Raw genomic sequence first — 20,456 nt, forward strand, 5'->3', positions numbered from 1 at the left:
ACCGACGGTAGACATTCCGTCTGGTAAAAAATCGGATAGTCTGTTCACTAGACATACTGTCTAGTGAGGAGCTCGACCCGATGACACAGACGGTCACCCCGGGCCCGCAGCCGGCGGAGTTCGACGCGGAATGGGTGCGCGCGAAGTACGCCCAGGAGCGCGACAAACGGCTGCGGCCGGAGGCCGTCGACCAGTACGTCGAGGTCACCGCCGATTTCTCGCACTACGCCGACGATCCGTACACCGAGCAGGTCGACCGCGATCCGGTGCACGACCACGTCGGGGTCGCGATCATCGGCGCCGGGCTGGGCAGCATCGTCGCCGCGGCCCGGTTGACCGAGGCCGGAATCGGCGACATCCGGGTCATCGACACCGCCGGGGACTTCGGCGGCACCTGGTACTGGAATCGCTACCCGGGCGTGCAGTGCGATATCGAGTCCTACATCTACCTGCCGCTGCTCGAAGAGCTGAACTACGTCCCGACCGAGCGCTACGCCCACGGCCGGGAGATCCGCGAGCACCTGCAGGCGGCCGCCCGACACTACCGGCTCTACGACAACGCACTGCTGCAGACCACGGTCACCGGGATGCGGTGGGACGAGGAACGCAGGCTCTGGGAGATCACCACCGACCGCGGCGACGCCTTCACAGCAACGCTGGTGGCGGTCTCCCCCGGGTCGCTGACCCGGCCGAAACTGCCCGGGATTGCGGGCATCAACGAGTTCGCCGGCCACACCTTCCACACCAGCCGGTGGGACTACGGCTACACCGGCGGCGACGAGACCGGGCATCTCGAGCGACTGGCCGACAAGCGGGTCGGCATCATCGGGACCGGGGCGACCGGACTGCAGTGCGTCCCGCACCTCGGCGAGTGGGCCGAGCAGCTCTACGTGTTCCAGCGCACCCCGAGCACGGTCGGCGAGCGCGGCAACCGCCCCACCGACCCGGCATGGGCGGCGAGCCTGAAACCCGGCTGGCAGCGCGAGCGGATGGAGAACTTCACCCGGGTCACCTGCGGTGTGGAGATGATCACCGATCTCGTCGACGACGGCTGGACCCGCAACGCTCTGTCGCTCAACGATCCCGCGGTGGCCCGCGAGACCGCGCGCCTGGGCCGGGAGATGACACCCGAGGAGATCGCCGAGTTCCTGTTCCGCACCGACTGGGAGGTCACCCAGCGGCTGCGCGCGCGCATCGACGCGACGGTCGACGATCCGGCGACTGCCGAGTCGCTGAAGGCGTGGTACCGGTTGAACTGCAAGCGAACCGGTTTCCACGACCAGTACCTGGAGACCTTCAATCGGCCGAACGTCACCCTCGTCGACACCGACGGCCGCGGCGTGGCGCGGTTCACCGAGAACGCCGTCGTCGTCGACGGCGTCGAGTACGAGATCGACGCACTGATCTTCGCCACCGGCTTCGAGGTCGGCACCGAGTTCACCCGTCGGCTCGGGTTCGAGATCATCGGCCGCGACGGTGTGCGACTGTCCGACAAATGGGCCAAGGGCATGCGGACGCTGCACGGCCTGCAGACCCACGGCTTCCCGAACTGTTTCTTCCTCGGCTACACCCAGTCCGGGGTCTCCCCCAACTACACGCACACCGCCGAGGAACGGGCCCGGCACTTCGCCTACCTGGTATCCACCTTTTTCCAGCGCGACGCCACCACCATCGAGGCCACCGCCGAGGCCGAGGATGCCTGGCTGGCGGCGATGAACGAGGCGGGTGAGAAGGCCAAGGCCTTCTATGCCGACTGCACGCCGAGCTACCTGTCCTCGGAAGGTGACAAGGACAATCCGCACGGCATGCTGGCCACCAACTTCGGCGGCAAACCCGTCGAGTTCTTCGACATGCTGGCGTCCTGGCGCGCCGCCGGCACCTGCGAGGGGGTGAGGATCGAGTGACCGAGGCGGTCGAAACCACCGGCGCTGAAACGAAACTCACCATGCGGGACCGGCACCGGATCCTCACCCGCGAGCACATCACGGCCGCCGCGCTGGAGGCGTTCGCCGAGCGCGGCTACGTCGCGGTGACCGTCGACGACATCGCCCGACGGGCCGGGATAGGCCGGGCGACGTTCTATCTGCATTTCGACGGCAAGGCCGCGGTGCTGCGCGAGCTGCGCGACACCCGGATGGCGGTGTGGTCCCGCGATGACGCGCCCCGCGGCGGCAGCCGGAAATCGATCCGGGTGTTCTTCGAGAAGGTGGTCGACTTCTACACCTCGGCCCCGCAGCTCTACCAGGCCCTGCATCAGGCCCGGGCCGCCGATCCGGAGTTCGCCGCGGCGCACCGGGCCACCATGGAGGCCAACGTCGACGAGTGGATCGCCGCCGACGCCATGCCCGGAGCCGGCGAGGCCGAGATCCGCACCGCCATCGCGATGATGTACACGATGGTCGACTCGTTCATGCATCTGTGGCAGGCCGACGGATGGCCGCTACAACGCGAGGCCGCGATCGAGGCGATGACCGACGCCCTGTACGCGACCATGCGCTGATCGACCGACGACAGGAGACCCGATGGCCGAGCGACGCTATCTGCATCTGAACCTGGTGGCCAATGACATCAACCTGCACCAGGGCGCCTACGGCTACGAACGCGCACACGGCATCGCCGAGCGCTCCACATTCGAAAGGCTGCTGGAATACGGCAGATTCGGCGATCAGGGCCTGTTCACCGCGCTGTTCATCGGTGACATTCCCGGCATGCAGGGCTCACCCGCGTTCGACGGCGGCCCGGCCGAACCGATCACCGCGCTGACTGCCATCGCCGCGCACACCCGCCACGTCGGGCTGATCGCGACGGCATCGACGACGTTCTACGATCCGTACAACCTGGCCCGGCTGCTGGCGTCGCTGGACCAGGCCTCGGACGGCCGGGCCGGCTACAACGCCGTCACCTCGGTGATCGACGACTTCGCCCTCAACTACAGCCTGGCGCAGCACCTGGACCGCGAGGCCCGCTACGAACGCGCCGACGAATTCCTCGACGTGCTGCGCTCGCTGTGGGAGAACCGGGAACTGCGCCGGGATCCGGACGGCCGCCTGCGGTTTTACGCCGAGCCGATCAACCACCGCGGCAAGCGGTTCCAGGTGACCGGGCCGCTGAACGTGGCGCCGAGCCGGCAGGGCCGCCCGCTGATCGCCCAGGCCGGCGGCTCCGGTGCCGGGATCCGGGTTGCCGCGAAGTACGCCGAGATGGTGTTCACCAATTCCTCTACCCGCGAGAGTGCGGCCGAATACCGGCGCACGCTGGACACCGCGCTGGCCGAGGCGGGCCGGGCTCCGGGCTCGGTGCCGGCGATCCCGGGGCTGATCCCCTACCTGGGCCGCACCGCCGCCGAGGCGCAGGAAAAGCTGGCCGAGCTCGACGGCTACGTGGACTGGGCCCCGATCGCGCCGTTCGCGCTGGGCCAGTTCGGCATCGAGATACCGCTCGGCGACATCGACGCCCCCTTCCCGACCGAGGCGCTGCCGGTTCCGGCGGACGTGGAGGCCACGATCAAGAGCACGTTCGGCAACTATGTGGGACTGTACAACTGGATTCAGCAGCGCCCCGGCGTGAGCGTGCGAGAGGTGGTGGCACAGGCCGTCGGCCGCGGCGGGGCCACCCACCGCAAGTTCGTCGGGTCCTACGACGACATCGTCGAGGACTTCGCCGCCTGGTTCGCCGACGGCAACGTCGGCGGGTTCAACCTGATGTTCTCCGCCGGTGCGCAGTCCATCGGCGAGTTCATCGACGAGGTGGTGCCCCGGTTGATCGATCGCGGCATCTACCGGGCCACCCCCGACGAACGGCCGCTTCGCGAGCGGTTCTAACCTTACCGCCGGATCGCGGTGCCGATGACGCCGTCGGCCTCCAGCGCGGCGATCTCGTCGGCGGACAGCCCCAGCTCGGTCAGCAGTTGGTGGTTGTGTTCACCGAGTAGCGGCGCGGGGCTGCGGTGCAGGCTCTCGGGCCCGTCGGCCAGCACCGCCGGCAACGTGCTGTGCGGGGCGGTGTCGTTGACCGGGTGCCCGACCTGCTGGAAGAACCCGCGGTGGGTCAACTGTTCCAGCTCGGTCTGCCGGTGCGGTTGCATCACCTTGGCCACCGGAACACCGGCCGGCCAAAGGGTTTCCACGATCTGCTTACCCGAGCGGGCCCGGCACCAGGCGCCCAGCCGCTCGTCGATGAGGTCGTGGTGCGCTCGGCGCTGCGCCGCGTCCCAGGATCGCTGCGCCCACGCCGGATCGCCCAGCGCCGTGCACAGAGCCGCCCACTGCCCGTCGGTGGCGACGGCGATGGCCACCCAGCTGTCGTCGCGGCCGAATTCGTCGATCTCGTTGCTGCGGTAGATGTTCTGCGGTGCGGCGGTGGGGCCGCGGTTGCCGTCGCGGTCCAGCAGCGCGCCGTAGGCCGAGTATTCGATGACCTGCTCGGCGGCGATGTTGAGCGCGGCGTCGACCATCGCCGCCTCCACCAGCACGCCGTGGCCGGTCCGGCGCCGGTGTTCCAGTGCCAGCAGCAGACCGTTGAAGGCGTGGATTCCGGCGTTGGGGTCGCCCACCGAGTAAGGCTCGAACGGGGTGCGGTCGGGAAAGCCGGTGAGCCAGCTCAGGCCGGTGGCGTCCTCGATGATGTAGGCGAACGCCGGGTTGTCGCGCCACGGGCCATCCAGGCCGAAGCCGGGCATGCGCAGCATGATGATGTCCTCGCGCAGTTCACGCAGTGCGTCGAAGTCCAGGCCGATGGACTCGATCACCCGCGGGGTGAAGTTCTCCACCACCACATCGCAGGTGGGGATCAGCCGGCGCAGCACGTCGCGGCCGGCGGCGGTCTGGAAATCCAGGGTCAGCCCGCGCTTGTTGGTGTTGAGCGCGCTGAAGATCGGTGAGCGTTCCCACCACTGCTCGACACTGGCCGGGATTCCGGCGATCAGCCGGGTGCCGTCGGGGCGCTGGGTGGATTCCAGGTGGATCACCTCGGCGCCGAGCATGGCGAGCAGGTGCGTGCACGACGGCCCGGCCCAGAACGTCGTCATGTCCAGCACCCGCAACCCGGACAACGGGAGGCGGTCCCCGACGGGCGGGCTGCCGGGCGGCTCGGCGTGCGGCGGTGGGGCCGCAATCAAACCCGTGTCGGCGCCCAGTCGCGGAGCGGGTGCCGGCGGCTCCAGCAGCGGCGGGGTGAACCGGTACGGCGGCGCGGGTGCGACGAAACCGTCGGGGTTGGCCACGAAAGACTCCCGCGCCAGGTAGTGGTCCATGGCGGTGACGTTCTGCCCGTTGCCGACCGGGGAGTTGGGAATCCGGAAGGCCGACGCCAGCTCGCGGACGTCGTCGACGTTCTGTTCCCGCAGCCAGGCGTAGAGCTCGTCGGCGTGCAGGTTGGCCTGCTCGGTGATGGTCAGCTCGCCTGCCTCGTCGATCCACTCCTGGTGCCCCGACATCGCGCACAGGTCCCACCACTGCTGGGCGGTACCGCAGCCGAGTGCCACCAGGCCGTCGGCAGCCTCGGCGATGCCGGGCACCGTCGGGCGGCGTTCGGTGCGCCACGGGTGGCCCAGCATCTGGAAGTAGGTCACCGGGTAGTAGGTCAGTCCCAGCACCTGGGTTTCCAGTTTGGACAGGTCGATCAGCTCGCCGCGGCCGTCGCGCAGCGACCGGGCCCGCAGCGCCAGCGTCAGTCCCGCCGCGTAGGCGCCGGCCAGCCAGTCGCCGACTTGACCGCCGATCGACACCGGCGCCCGGTCCTGGGTGCCGCGGCCGATGCCGATGGCCCCGCCGGACAGTGCCTGCAGGGTGAATTCGGTGGCCGGGCGGTCGTGCCACGGGCCGTCGAGACCGAAGTCGGTGATGGCCGTGACAATCAGGTGCGGGTACCGCTGCCACAGATCGGCCGGTGAGATCTGCTGGGCCAGTGCCGATTCCGGTGACCAGATGACGGCGTCGGCACCGGCCAACAGCGGCTGGATCTGCTCCGGATCATCGGCGAGCACCGAGCGCTTGCCGCCGGCCAGGAAGCGAAATAGCGCACCGTCGCGGCCCTCGGGGATCGCCGCACCCGAGGCCGACCAGCCCCGCAGCGGGTCACCCTCGGGTGCTTCGACCTTGATCACGTCGGCGCCGCCGTCGGCGAGGATCTTGGTGGCGTAGCCGCCGGCGATGCCGCTGGAGAGGTCGACGACGGTGTATCCGTGCAGTGGTGGGGTCATCGGTCAGTCGGGTTTGGCCCGGTTCTTCTTGCTCAGCCGGAAGTCCGGCGGGAACTTACTGTCGTTGTCGTTGACGGCGGCCGACAGGCCGGAGTCGATCGACTCGAACATGTCCAGGTCGTCGTCGCTGTCGTTGGCGACCCCGTTGCCCATCGACTCGAAGAACGCGGACAGCAGGCTGCCCATGTACTCGCCCTGCTGCTGCTTGAAGATCTCGAAGAACATCTTCTGCTGAAAGACGGTGTCCACCGGCCGGTTCCGGGCGCACGCCAGCGCGTACTTGGCGACCTCGTCCGCCAACTGATCGCGGGGCACGACCTTGTTCAGGAAGTTGCAGTCGTACATCTCGGCGGCGGTGAACGGCCGTCCGGTGAAGACCATCTCCTGGAACTTGCGCAGGCCCATCATCTGCACCCAGGTCCACATCCGTGGGCCCCAGCCGTGATAGCGGAACGAGGGGTGCCCGAACAGCGCGTCGTCGCTGGAGATCACCAGGTCGGCGTCGGCGCACTGGTAGAAGTGCCAGCCGTAGCAGTAGCCCTTGGCCTCCACGATGCTGATCTTCTTGAAGTCCTGCAGCGCCCGGTTGCCCGCTTGGGAGTTCGCGTACCACGCGCTGATGGTGGCTCCGTTGCGGAAGGTGCCCTTCGGCGGGTAGGTCACCTCGCCGACACCGTCATCTTCGAGGCGCAGTTCGGCTAGCCGGGCCGCCGGATTGTCGTTGCCCTCCATGAACTCCGGCAGGTCGGCGCCGCTGCCGAGGTTGTCCCCGACGCCGCGGATGATGACCACCTTGACGTCGTTGTCGGCGTTGGCCGCGCGCAGCACGTCGGCATAGCGCAGCCGGGCCATCGACGTCGGCGCGTTGAGGAACTCCGGGCGGTCGAAGGTGATGGTCGCGATCTTGGTCTTCGGGTCCTTCTCGTAGCGGATGATCTGTTCGGGGGTGGGTCGCTGTGGCGTCACGCGATCCCCAGGAACTTCTGCACGTTGGTGGACACGATCTTGGCGGCGTCATCGGGCCCAACGGCCTCTACGACGGTTGCCAGCGACTTCTCCGAGTACCCCCAGGTGCTTTCGTTGTGCGGGTAGTCGCTCGACCACATCACCTTGTCCACCCCGATCTCGTCGATGAGGCGCAGGCCGAGCGGATCCACCATGAACGACGCGCTCATGTGGGTGTCCCAGTAGTAGCGGATGTCATGCTCGAGGGTGTGGTTGAACATGTGCTGATAGGAGGCCAGCAGGTGTTCGGCGTCCTGCAATGCGGTTGGCACCCAGGCGATTCCGCCCTCGAACCAGCCCACCTGCAGGCTGGGGTGGCGGTCCAGGATGCCGGAGAACAGGTACTTGGCGAACTGCTCGCGGAACGAATCGACGTTGACCATCATGCCGACCACCACGCTGTTGTTCTCGCAGGGTGTCTTCGGCGGGGTCTCACCGATGTGATGGGTGACCGGCAGCCCGGCGTCCTCGATCTCGTCCCACACCGGGTCCATCGAGCGGGCGCCGAAGTCGTAGATGTTGCCCTCGTCGTCCTTGCCCGGGTTCAGCGGTAGCAGGAAGGTCTTGAGCCCCAACGATTTGAGCTCGGCCAGCGTGCTGCGGGTGCCCTTGGGGTCCCACCAGTTGATCAGGCCGACGCCGTAGAAGTGACCGTTGGACCGTTCCTGCAGGTCGGCGATGTGTTCGTTGTAGATGCGGAAGACCCGCTCACGGATCCCCTTGTCCGGGTAGTGAAACAGCGCCAGCACCGCGTTGGGGAATGCGAGTTCCTTCTCGATGCCGTCTTCGTGCAGTTCCCGGATGCGGGCCTCGATGTTGTTCGATGCCGCGCCGGCGAGGTCGTCGTACTGCATGAGCACCCGGCCGAAGTCGCCGCCGACCCAGGACTTGCCCTTCATGCCCACCATGTAGGCGCCGTCCTCGTACCAGATCCGCGGCGCGGCGGCCTTGAGGTCGTCGGGGAACCGTTCGTAGAAGATGTCGTCGGCGACCGAGATGTGATTGTCGGCCGAGAATACCTGGGTCCCGGCCGGCAGCCCGAAGTTTCCGGTGGCGTGGCCGCGCCGGTCCTTGGGCGCGCCGAACCCACCGGGGGGATACAGCGTCGCGGCGGTGGACTGTGTGGACATCGTTGACCCTCCTTTGGCGCGCCGGCACCCGAACGCGGTGCACCGACACTGGTAATGACGTTATCAGCCGTGGACCGGCGAGGACAGTCAATGCGGGTATCCGGCACTGCGGTCGGGGGCCGAGTGCTGCGGAAATGATGTTCTCGGTTTTCGAGAGTGGATTCTCTACGGATGCCGCCCGGTCGCCCCACGCCGCACCGGACGCTCCAGGGACCCGGTCCCGTCGGCAATTCTGCCGATCCTCTTGGTTTCCAGTCAGAGACTGATAGTCTCCACAAGGAAACCAAGGAGTGCGATATGCCACGTGTGACCCCACAGGCCCCCGATTGCGCCGCGCTGACCCGTTGGCTGGACTCCGCCGGCGCACCGGGAACCGGCGAACCCGCGGTCGCCGAGCTGCTCAGCGGCGGGTCGCAGAACACCCTGTTCCGGATCCGGCGCGGGGACGCGTCGATGGTGCTGCGGATGCCCGGGCCGCAGGCCGATGGCGAGCGGCTGCGCGGGCTTGGTCGTGAGATCCGGCTGGTCCGGGCACTGGCGGGCACCGGCGTCCCGCACGCCGAGCTGATCGCCGCCGACGACGGCTCGGTCCTGGGCACCCCGTGTTACGTGATGGCCGATATCGACGGCTGGAGCCCGATGAACGGCGGCTGGCAACCACCGTTCGACACCGACCTCGACGCCCGGCGCGAGCTTGCCTTCCAGCTCGTCGAGGGCGCCGCGCTGCTGGGCTCGGTCAACTGGCAGGCCCGGGGCCTGGAAGGTTTCGGCCGCCCCGAGGGCTTCCACGAACGGCAGGTGGACCGCTGGCTCGACTTCCTGTCGGCCTACCGGTGCCGGGAGCTGCCCGGGCTCGACATCGCCGCGGACTGGCTGCGCGCCAACCGCCCGGCGAGCTACACACCGGGCATCATGCACGGGGATTACCAGTTCGCCAACGTCATGTTCGCCCACGGCGCCCCGGCCAGGCTGGCGGCCGTCGTCGACTGGGAGATGACCACCATCGGTGACCCGCTGCTGGACCTGGGCTGGTGCCTGCTGGGTTACGACGGCGAGGAGCCCGCCGGCGACGGTTACTACCTGGACATGACCGGGATGCCGAAACGCAGTGAGCTGCTGGCGCATTACGAGACGGTCAGCGGTCGCTCCACCGAGAACATCGACTACTACCTGGTGCTGGCGAACTGGAAGCTGGGCATCATGCTGGAGAAGACCTACGCCGCCTCGCGGCAGCCGGGTAACCGGGTGGACCCGCAGGTGGCCGCCGCCATGGGACCCATGGTGCTGGAACTCATGCGCACCGCCGCCGGGCTCGCCGGGGCGGCGGCCTGACATGGATCGGAGGGCTGAGATGGGATTCGCACAGGAACTGTTCGACCTGTCCGGAAAGGTGGTTCTGGTCACCGGCGGCAGTCGCGGCCTGGGCCGCGAGATGGCGTTCGCCGCCGCCCGCTGCGGCGCCGATGTCGTCATCGCCAGCCGCAAGCTGGACGCCTGCCAGGCCACCGCCGCCGAGATCGAGGCCGAAACCGGCCGTACCGCCATGCCGTACGCGGTGCACGTCGGGCACTGGGACGAGCTCCCGGGTCTGGTCGACGCGGTGTACCGGCGATTCGGCACCGTCGACGTGCTGGTCAACAACGCCGGCATGTCCCCGGTCTACGAACACCAGACCGACGTCACCGAGAAGATGTTCGACGCCGTGGTCAACCTCAATCTGAAGGGCCCGTTTCGCCTGTCGGCCCTGATCGGGGAAAAGATGATGGCCGCCGACGGCGGCTCGATCATCAACGTCAGCACGCACGGCTCGCTGCGTCCGCACCCGTCGTTCATCCCGTACGCGGCGTCCAAGGCCGGACTCAACGTGATGGGAGAGGCGCTGGCCCAGGCATTCGGGCCGAAGGTCCGGGTCAACACGCTGATGCCCGGGCCGTTTCTCACCGACATCAGCAAGGCCTGGAACTTCGGTGACGCCAATCCGTTCGGCCACTTCGCGCTGCAGCGCGCCGGGAATCCACCCGAGATCGTCGGCGCTGCGCTGTTTCTGATGTCCGACGCGTCCAGCTACACCACCGGATCGATCCTGCGGGTCGACGGCGGCCCACCCTGATCTGCTACCGCTCCGCCGCCACCGGACGCACACGAAGGAGAACACCGACATGGCCTGGGATTTCAGCACCGAACCCGAATTCGAAGAGCAGCTGGAGTGGATCCGCACGTTCGTGGCCGAAGAGGTCGAGCCGCTCGAGGTGGCGTTCCCGGGTTGTGAGTTCCTGCCGCTGGACGAGGTTCGCCGGCCGATCGTCGACCCGCTCAAACAGCAGGTCCGCGACCGCGGCCTGTGGGCCCCGCATCTGGGTCCGGAACTGGGCGGGCAGGGATTCGGCGCGGTCAAGCTGACGCTGATCAACGAGATCCTGGGCCGCAGCTCCTGGGCGCCGATCGTGTTCGGCACCCAGGCCCCCGACACCGGCAACGCCGAGATCCTGGCCCGCTTCGGCACCCGGGAACAGAAGGACACCTACCTCGCCGGCCTGCTGTCCGGGGAGATCTTCTCCTGCTTCTCGATGACCGAGCCCCAGGGCGGTTCGGATCCGCGGGTGTTCACCACCGCCGCGGTGCGCGACGGGGACGACTGGGTGCTCAACGGCGTCAAGTACTTCTCCTCCAACGCCACGGTGGCGTCGTTCTTCATCGTCGTCGCCATCACCGACGCGGAAGTGCCGGTGCACCGCGGCGCGTCGACCTTCCTGATCCCGGCCGGCACTCCCGGTGTCGAGATCGTCGCCACCCACCAGCTGGCCGGGTCGCTGCCGCACGAGGCCGGGCACTCGCTGATCCGCTACGAGGACGTCCGACTGCCCGCCTCGGCGATGCTCGGCGAACCCGGCCACGGCTTCGAGATCCTGCAGGCCCGCCTTGCCGGTGGCCGCATCCACCACGCCATGCGGTCGATCGGCGTCGCCCAGCGGGCTCTCGACATGATGGCCCATCGCGCGAAAAGCCGGTACACCCAAGGTAGTTCGCTGGCCGACAAACAACTCGTCCAGGCGTTCATCGCTGACTCCTACGCCGAGCTGCTGCAGTTCCGGCTCACCGTGCTGCACACCGCCTGGCTCATCGACACCGCCGGTGAGCACGCCGCCCGCAAGGAGATCGGCGTCTGCAAGATCCTGGCGTCCTCGGTGCTGAAGTCGATCGGTCTGCGCGCCATCCAGGTGCACGGCGCCATGGGCCTGACCGACCAGTTGCCGCTGACCACTGTGGTGCTCGGCGGCATCGCACTGGGGCTGGCGGACGGGCCGACCGAGGCGCACAAGGTCAACCTGGCCAAGATGATCCTGCGCGGTTACCAGCCCGAGGATCCGGAATGGCCCAGTGAGTTCCTGGAGCGCCGGGTCGAGGCCGCGAGGCTCAAGTACCAGGGCCGGCTGACCGAGATCCCGGCGCTGCCCGGGTCGCCCCGGTGACTGCCACCCGCGCCGCGGCGGCCGTCGAGCGCGCCCTCGACGAACGCCACCGCGCGGCCGGCGAGGAGGTGGAGCGGATCCTGGCCGCGGCGGTGCGGGTGATGGACCGCTGCGCCCCGGAGGCCCCGACGGTCACCGACATCACCGTAGAGGCCGGGGTGTCACGCAAGGCGTTCTACCGCTACTTCGCCGGCAAGGACGATCTGCTGCTGGCGGTGCTGGAACGTGGCGTCGCGATCATCGTCTCCTATTTGGAGCACCAGATGGCCAAGGAGTCTGATCCGGCCGATCAGATCGCCCGCTGGATCGAGGGTGCGCTGGCCCAGGTCGCCGATCCGCACCTGATCAGCATGAGCCGCGCGGTGGCCGGCCAGTTGCCCGAGGGCAGCGGTGGTGCCGACGCGATCATGGACCCGATGCGCGACCTGCTGACCGCGCCGGTGACCGCGCTCGGCGGCGGAGGACACGAGGTCGACGCCGTCTTCACCCTCACCGCCGCGACCATGCGCCGCTACGTCGGCTCGGCGGTGCGGCCCACTGTCGACGACATCGCCGCGCTGGTCCGGTTCTGCCTGCGCGGGGTCGGGGCGGACCGCAGAACCGTTGCCGGAGGCGAAAGATGAGGGCGATCCGCTGCCTGGAGTTCGGTCCGCCGGAAGACCTGGTGCTGACCGAGGTGGCCGAACCCGAGCCCGGACCCGGTCAACTACTGGTGCGGGTGGCCGCGGCCGCGGTGAACTTCCCGGATGTGCTGTTCCTCTCCGGTGGGTACCAGGTGGCGGTGCCCCCGCCGTTCACGCCGGGCAGTGAGTTCGCCGGCGAGGTCACCGCGCTCGGCGCCGGGGTCACCGAATATCGGCCCGGGGACCGGGTTTCCGGGTCGCTGCTGGTCGGGGCGTTCGCCGAGTACGTGGTGATCGACGCGCGGGCGGTGACCCGGGTGCCCGAGGGCATCGGGTTGGACGCGGCCGCGGCCTTCGGCGTCACCTACCGCACGGCGTATTTCGCGCTTCGCTCTGTTGCCGAGGTCAAGGCGAAGGACACCGTGGTGGTGCTCGGTGCGGCCGGCGGTGTGGGTCTGGCGGCGGTGGATCTGGCCGTGGCGATGGGCGCGCGGGTGATCGCGGCGGCGGCGTCGGCGGAGAAGCTGGCGCTGTGTTCCCGGCGCGGCGCGCACACCGTCGTCGACTACGACCGGCAGAACCTGCGCGATGCGATCAAGGCCGCCACCGACGGCCGCGGCGCCGACGTCGTGCTCGACCCGGTGGGTGGGCACTACTCAGAACCGGCGTTGCGTGCCCTGGGCCGCGGCGGGGTGTTCGTCACCCTCGGCTACGCGTCCGGGCAGATCCCGTCGATCCCGCTGAATCTGGTGTTGCTCAAGGGCATCACGGTGCGCGGCATGGAGATCCGGACGTTCTTCACCGACCACCCCGAGGCCGCGCTGCGCGATACCGCCGAGCTGCACGAGATGTTCGCCGCGGGCCGGGTCGGCCCCTACATCGGTGCCCGGTTCCCGCTGGCCGAGGCCGGGGCGGCGATCCGCTTGGTCGCCGATCGCCGCGCCCTGGGCAAGGTGCTCATCGAGATGCGCTGAGGGGCTACCAGGTGACCGGCAGGCTGTAGACGCCGTAGGCCAGCCGGTCGTCCTTGAAGTCCACCTCGTCGAGCGGGATGGCCAGGCGCATCGTCGGGATCCGGCGGAGCAAGGTGTGGAAGACGATCTGCATCTCGGCGCGGGCCAGCTGCTGGCCGACGCACTGGTGCCGGCCGTAGCCGAAGGCCAAGTGATGATTGGCGTTCTCCCGGTCCAGCTGCAGCCGATCCGGGTGGGCGAACGTCGCACCGTCCCAGTCGGCCGGGGCCAGATCGAGGATGACGCCGTCGCCGGCCTTGATCGTCACCCCGTCGATCTCGATGTCCTCCACCGCGATCCGGCGCTGGCCATTCTGGATGATGGACAGGTACCGCATCAGCTCCTCGACGGCGTTGGCGATCACCTTCGGGTCGTCGGTGTTGCGCAACAGGTCGGCCTGCTCGGGGTTCTCCAGCAGCGCCAGCACACCGATGCCGATCATGTTGGCGGTGGTCTCGTGCCCGGCGATCAGCAGCCCGGTGCCCAGCTGGGCGGCCTCCTTCACGCTGATCTCCCCTGCGGTGACCCGCTCGGCCAGGTCGGACACCGCGTCCTCGGCCGGGTTGGCCTGCTTCTCCTCGACCAGGTCGATCAGGTACTGGTGCAGGCTCATCGCACCCTTCTGCATGGCGTCGGCCGCGGCGAACCGGGCCAGCCCGGCGTTGGCGTGCTCCTGGAAGAACTCGTGGTCTTCGTAAGGGACGCCGAGCATTTCGCTGATCACCCGGGTCGGGACCGGCAGTGCGATCTGGCTGACGATATCGGCGGGCGGACCGGCGGCCAGCATGGCGTCGATGCATTCGTCGGTCACCTGCTGGATGATCGGGCGCAGGCCCTCCACCCGCTTGAAGGTGAACGGCTTGGACAGCATCCGGCGGAAGCGGGTGTGCTCCTCGGCGTCGGAGGTGAACACCGAGCGCGGCCGCTTGTCGACGGTGGCCAGCATGTGCTCGTTCCAGTGCGGGAAGCCGGGCTTGCGGTCGTCGACGCTGATCCGCGAGTCGGCGAACAGCGAGCGTGCCGTGTCATAGCCGGTGACCAGCCACGGGGTGCTGCCGTCCCAGATCCGCACCTGGGTCAGCGGCGCCTCGTCGCCCAGGGCGAGCATCTGCGGGGGCGGGGAGAACGGACAGGTACGGTCGCGCTCCATCGGGTACTCGGGAATGTCGGTGCGAGTGACGGTTTCGGTCATGGCGGGTCCTTTGCGGGTAGGTCAATCCGTGGGCTGGGTGTTGACGACGGCGGTCAGTCGGTCACTGCGATGGCGCGGCCCGGGCAGGCCAGGGCCGCGGCGTGCACGGCGGCGGCGTGTTCGGCCGACGGGTGGGGGTCCAGCAGCACGACCACGCCGGCGTCGTCGTCCTGGTCGAAGACCTCCGGGTCGTTGAGTACGCAGTTGCCGCTGGAAACGCAGCGGCTCTGGTCGACGGTTACCTTCATGGCGTGTCCTCGGGCTGGATCGGGCTGGGCTGGTGACTAGGGAGCAGCGGAGACCGGGGCCGACAGCATCCCGGTGATGGCATCGGTCACGGCGGCGGCCGTGGAATCCCAGTCGGCGTGCGGCGTCGGCTGCCCGGCGGCCACCGCCCGCTCCCGGTCGGCGAACATCGCCACGATGAGGTGCCGCGCCATCGTATTGCGTTCCACCCGAACCTCTTCGGAAAATCCGGGCAGGGCTCCGCGCAGTCCTTCGATCATCCGCAGCACGGCCGGCGAGGTCAGCGATTCGGCCGAGGCGATGTCGCGGTGGGCGGGGTCGGGCATCAGCTGGGCGGAGAACCGGGCGTACCAGCTGGGCTCCCCCAGTTCGGTCAGGTAGCGGGCCAGCGGATAGACCAGCGCGCTCACCCAGTCCCGCAGCGTGGCGTCGGGCCCGAGGCCGTCCACCATCTGCTGGCAGATCCGCTCGACGGCCTCGTTGTGCCGGCGCACGATGGCCCGGATCAGGTCGGCCTTGGTGCCGAAGTGGTAGCCCACGGCGGTGTTGTTGCCGCAGCCCGCCGCCTCGCTGATCTGCCGGTTGGACACCGCCGCGATGCCGTCCTCGGCGAAGAGCCGCTCGGCGGCGGCCAGGATCGCCTCCCGCGTCGCGTCGGCGCGGTCACGACGAACGGTCGAGGTGGCCATGTCATCCAGTGAAGCAATCCGCGCAATTTAAGTCAAGTGATTGACTTAAATTCTGTCTACCCCGCCTGGTCGGGTTTGGAGCTGCGGATCACCTTGCCGGCGACCGTCCCGCCGTCGATCGGCAGCACCGTGCCGGTGATGTAGGCCGACCGGTCACCGGCCAGGTACACCACGGCCTCGGCGACATCCTCCACCGTGCCCTCCCGCTTGAGCGGGCGGTCGGCGCGCATCTGCGCCCGGATACCGGCTTCGAAGGCCTCCAGTCGCTCCCGGTCGGCACCCGCGGCCGACTTGCTGACGATGGCGGTCCGGATATTGCCCGGTGCGATCGCGTTGACCCGGATCTCGTGGCGGGCCAGCTCGATGGCGGCGGACTTGGTGAACTGGATCACCGCGGCCTTCGACGCCCGGTAGGTCTGCACTCCCCCGCCGGCCTGGATGCCGCCGATGGAGGTCAGGTTGATGATCGAGCCGCCGCCGTGTTCGGCCATGTACCGCGCGGCGTCGCGGGTACCGGCCATCACGCCGAGCACGTTTACCGCCATCACCTGGTGGAAGTCGGCCAGGTCGTCGTCGAGGAACCGCCGGTGCATGGTGCCCGACACCCCGGCATTGTTGACCATGATGTCCAGGCCGCCGAATTCCGTGATCGCCAACTGCACCAGGGCGCCCACCTGCTCGATGTCGGCGACGTCGGTGCGCAGGAACAGCGCACCCTCCGGTAGATCGTCGGGTTCGGTGACGTCCCCGATGGCGACCTGGGCGCCCTCGGCCGCCAAGCGCTCGGCAATGCCGCGGCCCAGCCCGGCGGCGCCACCGGTCACCACCGCGACCTTGCCCTCCAATTCGCCTGCCATGTGCGCGTCCTATCTACTCTGCTCGGTGAGGAAGTCGATCAGCAGCCCGGCGACGGCGTCGGGCCGTTCGATCTGCGGGCAGTGCCCGGCGTCCGGCACGACGGCCGAGCGGGCACCGGGGATCTGCGCGGCGATCTCGGCCGCCCAGCCGGCCGGCAGCAGCTTGTCCGCGCCACCCTCGACGATCAGCGTCGGCACCGAAATCCGTTGGTAGTCACGAGCACTGGATACCGGCGGGGCCGGCTCGGCGCCCGGGCGGCGGAACCGGGCCGCGGCGATGGCCTCCCACGCGCCGGGCAGCGTCGCCGATTCGTGGCGCCGGGCCACCAGGGCGTCGTCGGCCGCGTACGCCGGGTCGGCGAACAACGCGGTGACGATGCGCCGCATGGAGTCGAAGGTGGCGTCGTAGTCATACAGCGCCGCCATGTGTTCGTTGCGCTGGATCTCCCCGCCACCGCAGATGGCCACCAGAGCGTTCATCGGCAGCACCGGCGTCTCGCCGGTGGCGTCGACCAGCAGGTTGATCGCCCCCATCGAGTTGCCGACGAAGGCCGCCGACTCGATACCGAGAGCCCGGGTGAAAGCGGCGATGTGCCGGATCCGCATACCGCGGCCGTCCACGAAGTCCAGTACCTTCGCCGATTCGCCGTAGCCGAGCTGGTCCGGGGCGATCACCCGGAAGTGCTGTGCGAGTGCGGGAATCAGCTCCGACCAGCCGATCGGGGCGCTGGCGCCGAATTCGCCGCCGTGCAGCAGGATCACCGGGTCCCCGGATCCGGCCTCCAGGTAGCCGGTGGTCAGGCCGTCGACGACGATCCTCGAGTACGCGATATCGCTCATGGGCTCAGTTCGGGATCAGCGGCCCGACGGGCCGGGTGGTGGTGGCGTGGACCAGCAGCGCGGCCAGCTCGGCCGGCCGGCTCAGAAACGGTGAGTGCGAAGTGTCGATGGACAGTTGCTCCACGCCCAGCCGACGGGCCACGGTGTCGGCCAGCCAGCGCGGCATGGACCGGTCCTGTTCGCAGACGATGAAGCTCCGCGGCAGGTCGGCGTCCCAGAACCGCGAGATGGACACCGGGGTGATCGTGGTGTCGCCGAATCGTTCCGGGCCCAGCCGCTCGAACGCCCACCGGGCGGTGGCCTCGTCGCAGTCATGGTAGAAGTAGCGCCACGCGCCGTCGAAGTCGGCGAACGTCATCGCGCCGTCGGAGTCGAAGTGCAGGTAGCCGAGCATCTCGCCGGTGTCGGCGTCGAACTCACCGTCTTCGTGGTCGCGCATCGCCATCGCCTCGGGGTACGTGCGGCCCTCCCGCGGCAGCGCGGCGGCCAGGTAGACCAGATGCGACACCAGATCCGGTGCGGCATCGGCGGCCAGGGTCATGTCGAAACCGCCCCCGGAGTGCCCGACCAGCACATCTCGGGGCTCCATCACGGTGGTGATCGCCTCGGTGCGGTTGGCCAGGGTGGATTCCTCATCGACTCGGGCGCCGTGACCGGGCAGATCCACCGCTACCGCGTCGTGGCCGAGCTTGTTCAGCTCGGCGATGGTCGCATCCCAGCACCACGCGGCGTGAAAGCCGCCGTGCACCAGGACGAACCGCATCTAGGCGCCCCGATCCGGCCGGGCCGCGGCGAACGACGTGGCGAACGTCAGCACCTGATTGGCCAGCAGCTCAAGCTGATTGCTGACGGTGGCATCCGTGAGCGCTCCGCTCTCGTCCCAGATCGGGTCGGCGGAGTTGATCGCCACGCCCAGCGGGGTGGGCCAGGCGCGCAGCGAATGGCCGATGACCCGCAGTTGGCCCAGGGTGCCGACGGCGGCCTGCCAGCCGTAGGCGCAGGTAATCACCCCCCACGGGGTGTTGTCCAGGTAGACGCGTGGGTCGCTGCGCAGGTCCTCGATGTAGTCCAGGGCGTTCTTCACCAGACCGGAGATCGCGCCGTGGTAGCCCGGGGAGGCGACGACGACGGCGTCCGCCTCGCGCAGCGAGGCCACCAGTTCGGCCGCCTTGGGGGTGCGCTCGAGGTTGTGCGGGGCGTACATCGGCAGGTCCAGCTCCGGTCCGCCGTACATCTTGGTGCGCCCGCCGAGGCGTTCCACGGCGTCCAGGCAGTGCTTGAGCGCACGTTCGGTCGAGGAGTCGGCGCGCAACGTGCCGCCGATACCGACGACCAGGGGGGCCCGCTTGTTTTCGGTCACGTTCGTGCTTCTCCTATTTGATTGCAATCGGATTAACCGGTGAGCCGACCGCACCGACCACCCGGAGCGGCGGTGCGATCAGCTGGAAATCGTAGCGCCGGTCGGAGGCGCAGTCGGCGGCCAGGGCGCTGAGATCCCAGTATTCGCCGAGCATCAAGCCCATGTCGCGCAAGCACAGCATGTGCATCGGCAGGAAGGTGCCGGCCACGCCGGATTCCGGGTCGGGGTCCTCGACCATCAGGTTGTCCGCGGCCACCGCGGCGACCCGATGATCGTGCAGCCAGGACGCGGCGCTCCAGTGCAGCCCGGAACCCGGCGCCCCGCCGTCGCCGGTCTCGGTGAAGCGGGTCCACCAACCGGTGTGCACGACGACGATATCCCCGAGCTCTATGGTCACGCCCTGGGCGCGGGCGATGTCGTCGAGCTCGGCGGGTGTGATCGGTTGTCCCGGAGGCAGATACGTGTCGGCGCCGCGGTGGGCGACGACGTCGAGCAGCACGCCGCGGGAGGTGATGCCCTTGACGTCGACCTTGTCGATGCCGCAGTGCCGGGCCCCGAAGCTGGTCACCGAATCGGCCGGGAAGCCGTTGTAGAGCTTGTCCTCGTAATACACGTGGGAGAAGGCGTCCCACTGCGAGGCGGCCTGCAGGTTCATCACGATCATGTCGTCGTTGAACCGGAAGGGGTTGTCGGCGAAGAACGATGCGACGTCACCGGCGACCGGGTTGGCCAACCAGGACGGCCCGTACTCGGCCAGGGTGGCGGCATCCCCGCCGTCGACGGTCATCACGTGCGTCGGGTTGGCGCGGAACCGGAAGGCGCCCTGCGGCCCGCCGGAACCGAAATCCGATCCGAGGGCGAAGATCTTGCCCGAGCGCACCGAGGCGGCGGCCTGGGCGACCTTGTCGGGCGTGATGAAGTTCAGGGTGCCCAGTTCGTCGTCGTCGCCCCAGCGTCCCCAGTTGCGGACGTCGTCGGCCACCCGACGGAATTCGGCCATGCTCGCGGCGGTCATCGCGGTTCTCCTGTCAGTTCCCGAGCCCACGCGTCTCCCAGGATCCCGCCGTCGACCCAGATCACCTGCCCGGTCAGATAACTGGCGGCCCGGCTGCCCAGGAACAGCAGGACGTCGGCCTGTTCGCCGGGCTCGGAGTTGCGGCCCAGCGGTGCGGCGAAGGTGTCGAGAAACTGCGGGCCGTAGGCGCTGCGCAGCTGGTCGAGGATCGGGGTGTCGGTGACCCCGGGTGCGACTGCGTTGATCCGGATGTCGCGGGCACCCAGCGGACCGGTCAGCCGCATGCCCCACAGGATGACGGCTTCCTTGGACAGCCGGTAGCCGCCGTCGGCTAGCGCCGCGGGATTGGCGCGGCACCAGTCGATTCCGTCGTCCATGGTGGCGGTGTCGAGCAGCCCGGTGGTCACCGCCGCGTTGTCCCGGTAGTTGCGGGCGGCCAAGGAGGAGACGCTGACGATCGCACCGCCCGGGTTGAGTCTGGGCAGCAGCGCCTCGGTGAACGCCCGGGTGCCCAGGAAGTTGATGGTGACCACCGCCAGCGGATCACCGATACCCGAGGAGACCCCGGCCACGTTGAACAGCACGTCGACGTCGCCGGGCACCGCCGCGGCGGCCGCAGCCACCGATTCGGCATCGGCGAGATCGACACCGATGAACTCGGTCAGCGGTGAACCCGGCCCGAGGGGCTGCCGATCCAGGCCGGTGACTCGGGCCCCGAGGCGCGCGCACGCCTCGGCGACCCGGGCCCCGATCCCGGATGCGGCGCCGGTTACGACGGCATGCGCGCCGTCGTACCGGACGAGTTCAGTGGCCAATG

The 20,456-nt window shown here is 68.9% G+C and carries 20 protein-coding genes; 8 read left to right on the plus strand and 12 right to left on the minus strand.

The genetic code is table 11. The features are described from left to right. Window positions 1–80: 80 nt before the first annotated feature. The 3 genes from G6N16_RS17390 to G6N16_RS17400 are packed head-to-tail and all read left to right on the plus strand — an operon-like array spanning window position 81 to window position 3,821. Entirely contained in the window at window positions 81–1,904 is a 1,824-nt protein-coding gene (locus G6N16_RS17390; protein ID WP_083030310.1) for a flavin-containing monooxygenase, read from the plus strand. Then, window positions 1,901–2,500, plus strand: coding sequence for a TetR/AcrR family transcriptional regulator (locus G6N16_RS17395; RefSeq protein WP_083030309.1), 600 nt, complete (start codon window positions 1,901–1,903; stop codon window positions 2,498–2,500). Before G6N16_RS17390 ends, G6N16_RS17395 begins: the two co-directional genes overlap by 4 nt. A 22-nt stretch (window positions 2,501–2,522) precedes the next feature. Continuing rightward, on the plus strand, window positions 2,523–3,821 hold the full coding sequence (locus G6N16_RS17400; RefSeq protein ID WP_083030308.1) for an NtaA/DmoA family FMN-dependent monooxygenase: 1,299 nt from the start codon (window positions 2,523–2,525) through the stop codon (window positions 3,819–3,821). Between the two features lie 2 nt (window positions 3,822–3,823). Here G6N16_RS17400 and G6N16_RS17405 read toward each other — a convergent pair whose 3' ends face one another. Genes G6N16_RS17405 through G6N16_RS17415 form a run of 3 tightly spaced genes read right to left on the minus strand, consistent with a single transcriptional unit; the run spans window position 3,824 to window position 8,334 of the window. Then, window positions 3,824–6,199 carry a CaiB/BaiF CoA-transferase family protein gene (locus G6N16_RS17405; protein ID WP_083030307.1) on the minus strand — a complete coding sequence of 792 codons (2,376 nt, stop codon included), beginning with the start codon at window positions 6,197–6,199 and terminating at the stop codon, window positions 3,824–3,826. 3 nt (window positions 6,200–6,202) lie between these two features. Further along, window positions 6,203–7,165 carry an enoyl-CoA hydratase/isomerase family protein gene (locus G6N16_RS17410; RefSeq protein WP_083030306.1) on the minus strand — a complete coding sequence of 321 codons (963 nt, stop codon included), beginning with the start codon at window positions 7,163–7,165 and terminating at the stop codon, window positions 6,203–6,205. Further along, entirely contained in the window at window positions 7,162–8,334 is a 1,173-nt protein-coding gene (locus G6N16_RS17415; RefSeq protein ID WP_083030305.1) for an amidohydrolase family protein, read from the minus strand. Before G6N16_RS17415 ends, G6N16_RS17410 begins: the two co-directional genes overlap by 4 nt. Before the next feature lie 297 nt (window positions 8,335–8,631). Here G6N16_RS17415 and G6N16_RS17420 point away from each other — a divergent pair, with 297 nt between their 5' ends. Genes G6N16_RS17420 through G6N16_RS17440 form a run of 5 tightly spaced genes read left to right on the plus strand, consistent with a single transcriptional unit; the run spans window position 8,632 to window position 13,401 of the window. Continuing rightward, window positions 8,632–9,666 carry a phosphotransferase family protein gene (locus G6N16_RS17420; protein WP_083030304.1) on the plus strand — a complete coding sequence of 345 codons (1,035 nt, stop codon included), beginning with the start codon at window positions 8,632–8,634 and terminating at the stop codon, window positions 9,664–9,666. Window positions 9,667–9,685: 19 nt separating this feature from the next. Then, window positions 9,686–10,444 carry an SDR family NAD(P)-dependent oxidoreductase gene (locus G6N16_RS17425; RefSeq protein WP_083030303.1) on the plus strand — a complete coding sequence of 253 codons (759 nt, stop codon included), beginning with the start codon at window positions 9,686–9,688 and terminating at the stop codon, window positions 10,442–10,444. Window positions 10,445–10,493: 49 nt separating this feature from the next. Further along, window positions 10,494–11,804: an acyl-CoA dehydrogenase family protein gene (locus G6N16_RS17430; RefSeq protein ID WP_083030302.1), complete on the plus strand. Its 1,311-nt coding sequence runs from the start codon at window positions 10,494–10,496 to the stop codon at window positions 11,802–11,804. After that, complete coding sequence (locus G6N16_RS17435) at window positions 11,801–12,427, plus strand: TetR/AcrR family transcriptional regulator (RefSeq protein WP_083030301.1); 627 nt, start codon at window positions 11,801–11,803, stop codon at window positions 12,425–12,427. The genes G6N16_RS17430 and G6N16_RS17435 overlap by 4 nt, the downstream gene beginning before the upstream one ends. After that, window positions 12,424–13,401 carry an NADPH:quinone oxidoreductase family protein gene (locus G6N16_RS17440; RefSeq protein ID WP_083030300.1) on the plus strand — a complete coding sequence of 326 codons (978 nt, stop codon included), beginning with the start codon at window positions 12,424–12,426 and terminating at the stop codon, window positions 13,399–13,401. The genes G6N16_RS17435 and G6N16_RS17440 overlap by 4 nt, the downstream gene beginning before the upstream one ends. A 4-nt stretch (window positions 13,402–13,405) precedes the next feature. Here G6N16_RS17440 and G6N16_RS17445 read toward each other — a convergent pair whose 3' ends face one another. From G6N16_RS17445 to G6N16_RS17485, 9 genes are read right to left on the minus strand one after another with little or no spacing between them, the layout of a single operon-like run. Continuing rightward, complete coding sequence (locus G6N16_RS17445; protein ID WP_083030299.1) at window positions 13,406–14,632, minus strand: cytochrome P450; 1,227 nt, start codon at window positions 14,630–14,632, stop codon at window positions 13,406–13,408. A 53-nt stretch (window positions 14,633–14,685) separates the two neighbouring features. Further along, window positions 14,686–14,880 carry a ferredoxin gene (locus tag G6N16_RS17450; RefSeq protein ID WP_083030298.1) on the minus strand — a complete coding sequence of 65 codons (195 nt, stop codon included), beginning with the start codon at window positions 14,878–14,880 and terminating at the stop codon, window positions 14,686–14,688. Between the two features lie 36 nt (window positions 14,881–14,916). Beyond that, window positions 14,917–15,567 carry a TetR/AcrR family transcriptional regulator gene (locus G6N16_RS17455; protein ID WP_083030297.1) on the minus strand — a complete coding sequence of 217 codons (651 nt, stop codon included), beginning with the start codon at window positions 15,565–15,567 and terminating at the stop codon, window positions 14,917–14,919. 56 nt (window positions 15,568–15,623) lie between these two features. Beyond that, entirely contained in the window at window positions 15,624–16,424 is an 801-nt protein-coding gene (locus tag G6N16_RS17460) for an SDR family NAD(P)-dependent oxidoreductase (RefSeq protein ID WP_083030296.1), read from the minus strand. Window positions 16,425–16,433: 9 nt separating this feature from the next. Next, complete coding sequence (locus G6N16_RS17465) at window positions 16,434–17,264, minus strand: alpha/beta fold hydrolase (RefSeq protein WP_083030295.1); 831 nt, start codon at window positions 17,262–17,264, stop codon at window positions 16,434–16,436. A 4-nt stretch (window positions 17,265–17,268) separates the two neighbouring features. After that, window positions 17,269–18,027, minus strand: a complete 759-nt coding sequence (locus G6N16_RS17470; protein ID WP_083030294.1) for an alpha/beta fold hydrolase — start codon at window positions 18,025–18,027, stop codon at window positions 17,269–17,271. Then, window positions 18,028–18,624 carry an NADPH-dependent FMN reductase gene (locus G6N16_RS17475; protein ID WP_163787915.1) on the minus strand — a complete coding sequence of 199 codons (597 nt, stop codon included), beginning with the start codon at window positions 18,622–18,624 and terminating at the stop codon, window positions 18,028–18,030. It abuts the gene before it with no gap. Between the two features lie 13 nt (window positions 18,625–18,637). Beyond that, on the minus strand, window positions 18,638–19,624 hold the full coding sequence (locus tag G6N16_RS17480; protein ID WP_083033293.1) for a cyclase family protein: 987 nt from the start codon (window positions 19,622–19,624) through the stop codon (window positions 18,638–18,640). Between the two features lie 11 nt (window positions 19,625–19,635). Next, window positions 19,636–20,454 (minus strand): coniferyl-alcohol dehydrogenase, encoded by an 819-nt coding sequence (locus G6N16_RS17485; RefSeq protein WP_083033285.1) that lies wholly within the window; start codon window positions 20,452–20,454, stop codon window positions 19,636–19,638. Window positions 20,455–20,456 lie beyond the last annotated feature (2 nt).

Origin of the sequence: Mycolicibacterium insubricum (genome assembly GCF_010731615.1) — a bacterium.
In the GTDB taxonomy this organism is placed as follows: domain Bacteria; phylum Actinomycetota; class Actinomycetes; order Mycobacteriales; family Mycobacteriaceae; genus Mycobacterium; species Mycobacterium insubricum.

Coding starts and splice junctions, on each gene's coding strand:
- G6N16_RS17425 (WP_083030303.1), top strand. CDS start 9,686: ATGGGATTCGCACAGGAACTGTTCGACCTGTCCGGAAAGGTGGTTCTG.
- G6N16_RS17465 (WP_083030295.1), bottom strand. CDS start 17,264: ATGAGCGATATCGCGTACTCGAGGATCGTCGTCGACGGCCTGACCACC.
- G6N16_RS17390 (WP_083030310.1), top strand. CDS start 81: ATGACACAGACGGTCACCCCGGGCCCGCAGCCGGCGGAGTTCGACGCG.
- G6N16_RS17450 (WP_083030298.1), bottom strand. CDS start 14,880: ATGAAGGTAACCGTCGACCAGAGCCGCTGCGTTTCCAGCGGCAACTGC.
- G6N16_RS17480 (WP_083033293.1), bottom strand. CDS start 19,624: ATGGCCGAATTCCGTCGGGTGGCCGACGACGTCCGCAACTGGGGACGC.
- G6N16_RS17405 (WP_083030307.1), bottom strand. CDS start 6,199: ATGACCCCACCACTGCACGGATACACCGTCGTCGACCTCTCCAGCGGC.
- G6N16_RS17400 (WP_083030308.1), top strand. CDS start 2,523: ATGGCCGAGCGACGCTATCTGCATCTGAACCTGGTGGCCAATGACATC.
- G6N16_RS17460 (WP_083030296.1), bottom strand. CDS start 16,424: ATGGCAGGCGAATTGGAGGGCAAGGTCGCGGTGGTGACCGGTGGCGCC.
- G6N16_RS17415 (WP_083030305.1), bottom strand. CDS start 8,334: ATGTCCACACAGTCCACCGCCGCGACGCTGTATCCCCCCGGTGGGTTC.
- G6N16_RS17420 (WP_083030304.1), top strand. CDS start 8,632: ATGCCACGTGTGACCCCACAGGCCCCCGATTGCGCCGCGCTGACCCGT.
- G6N16_RS17445 (WP_083030299.1), bottom strand. CDS start 14,632: ATGACCGAAACCGTCACTCGCACCGACATTCCCGAGTACCCGATGGAG.
- G6N16_RS17430 (WP_083030302.1), top strand. CDS start 10,494: ATGGCCTGGGATTTCAGCACCGAACCCGAATTCGAAGAGCAGCTGGAG.
- G6N16_RS17440 (WP_083030300.1), top strand. CDS start 12,424: ATGAGGGCGATCCGCTGCCTGGAGTTCGGTCCGCCGGAAGACCTGGTG.
- G6N16_RS17455 (WP_083030297.1), bottom strand. CDS start 15,567: ATGGCCACCTCGACCGTTCGTCGTGACCGCGCCGACGCGACGCGGGAG.
- G6N16_RS17470 (WP_083030294.1), bottom strand. CDS start 18,027: ATGCGGTTCGTCCTGGTGCACGGCGGCTTTCACGCCGCGTGGTGCTGG.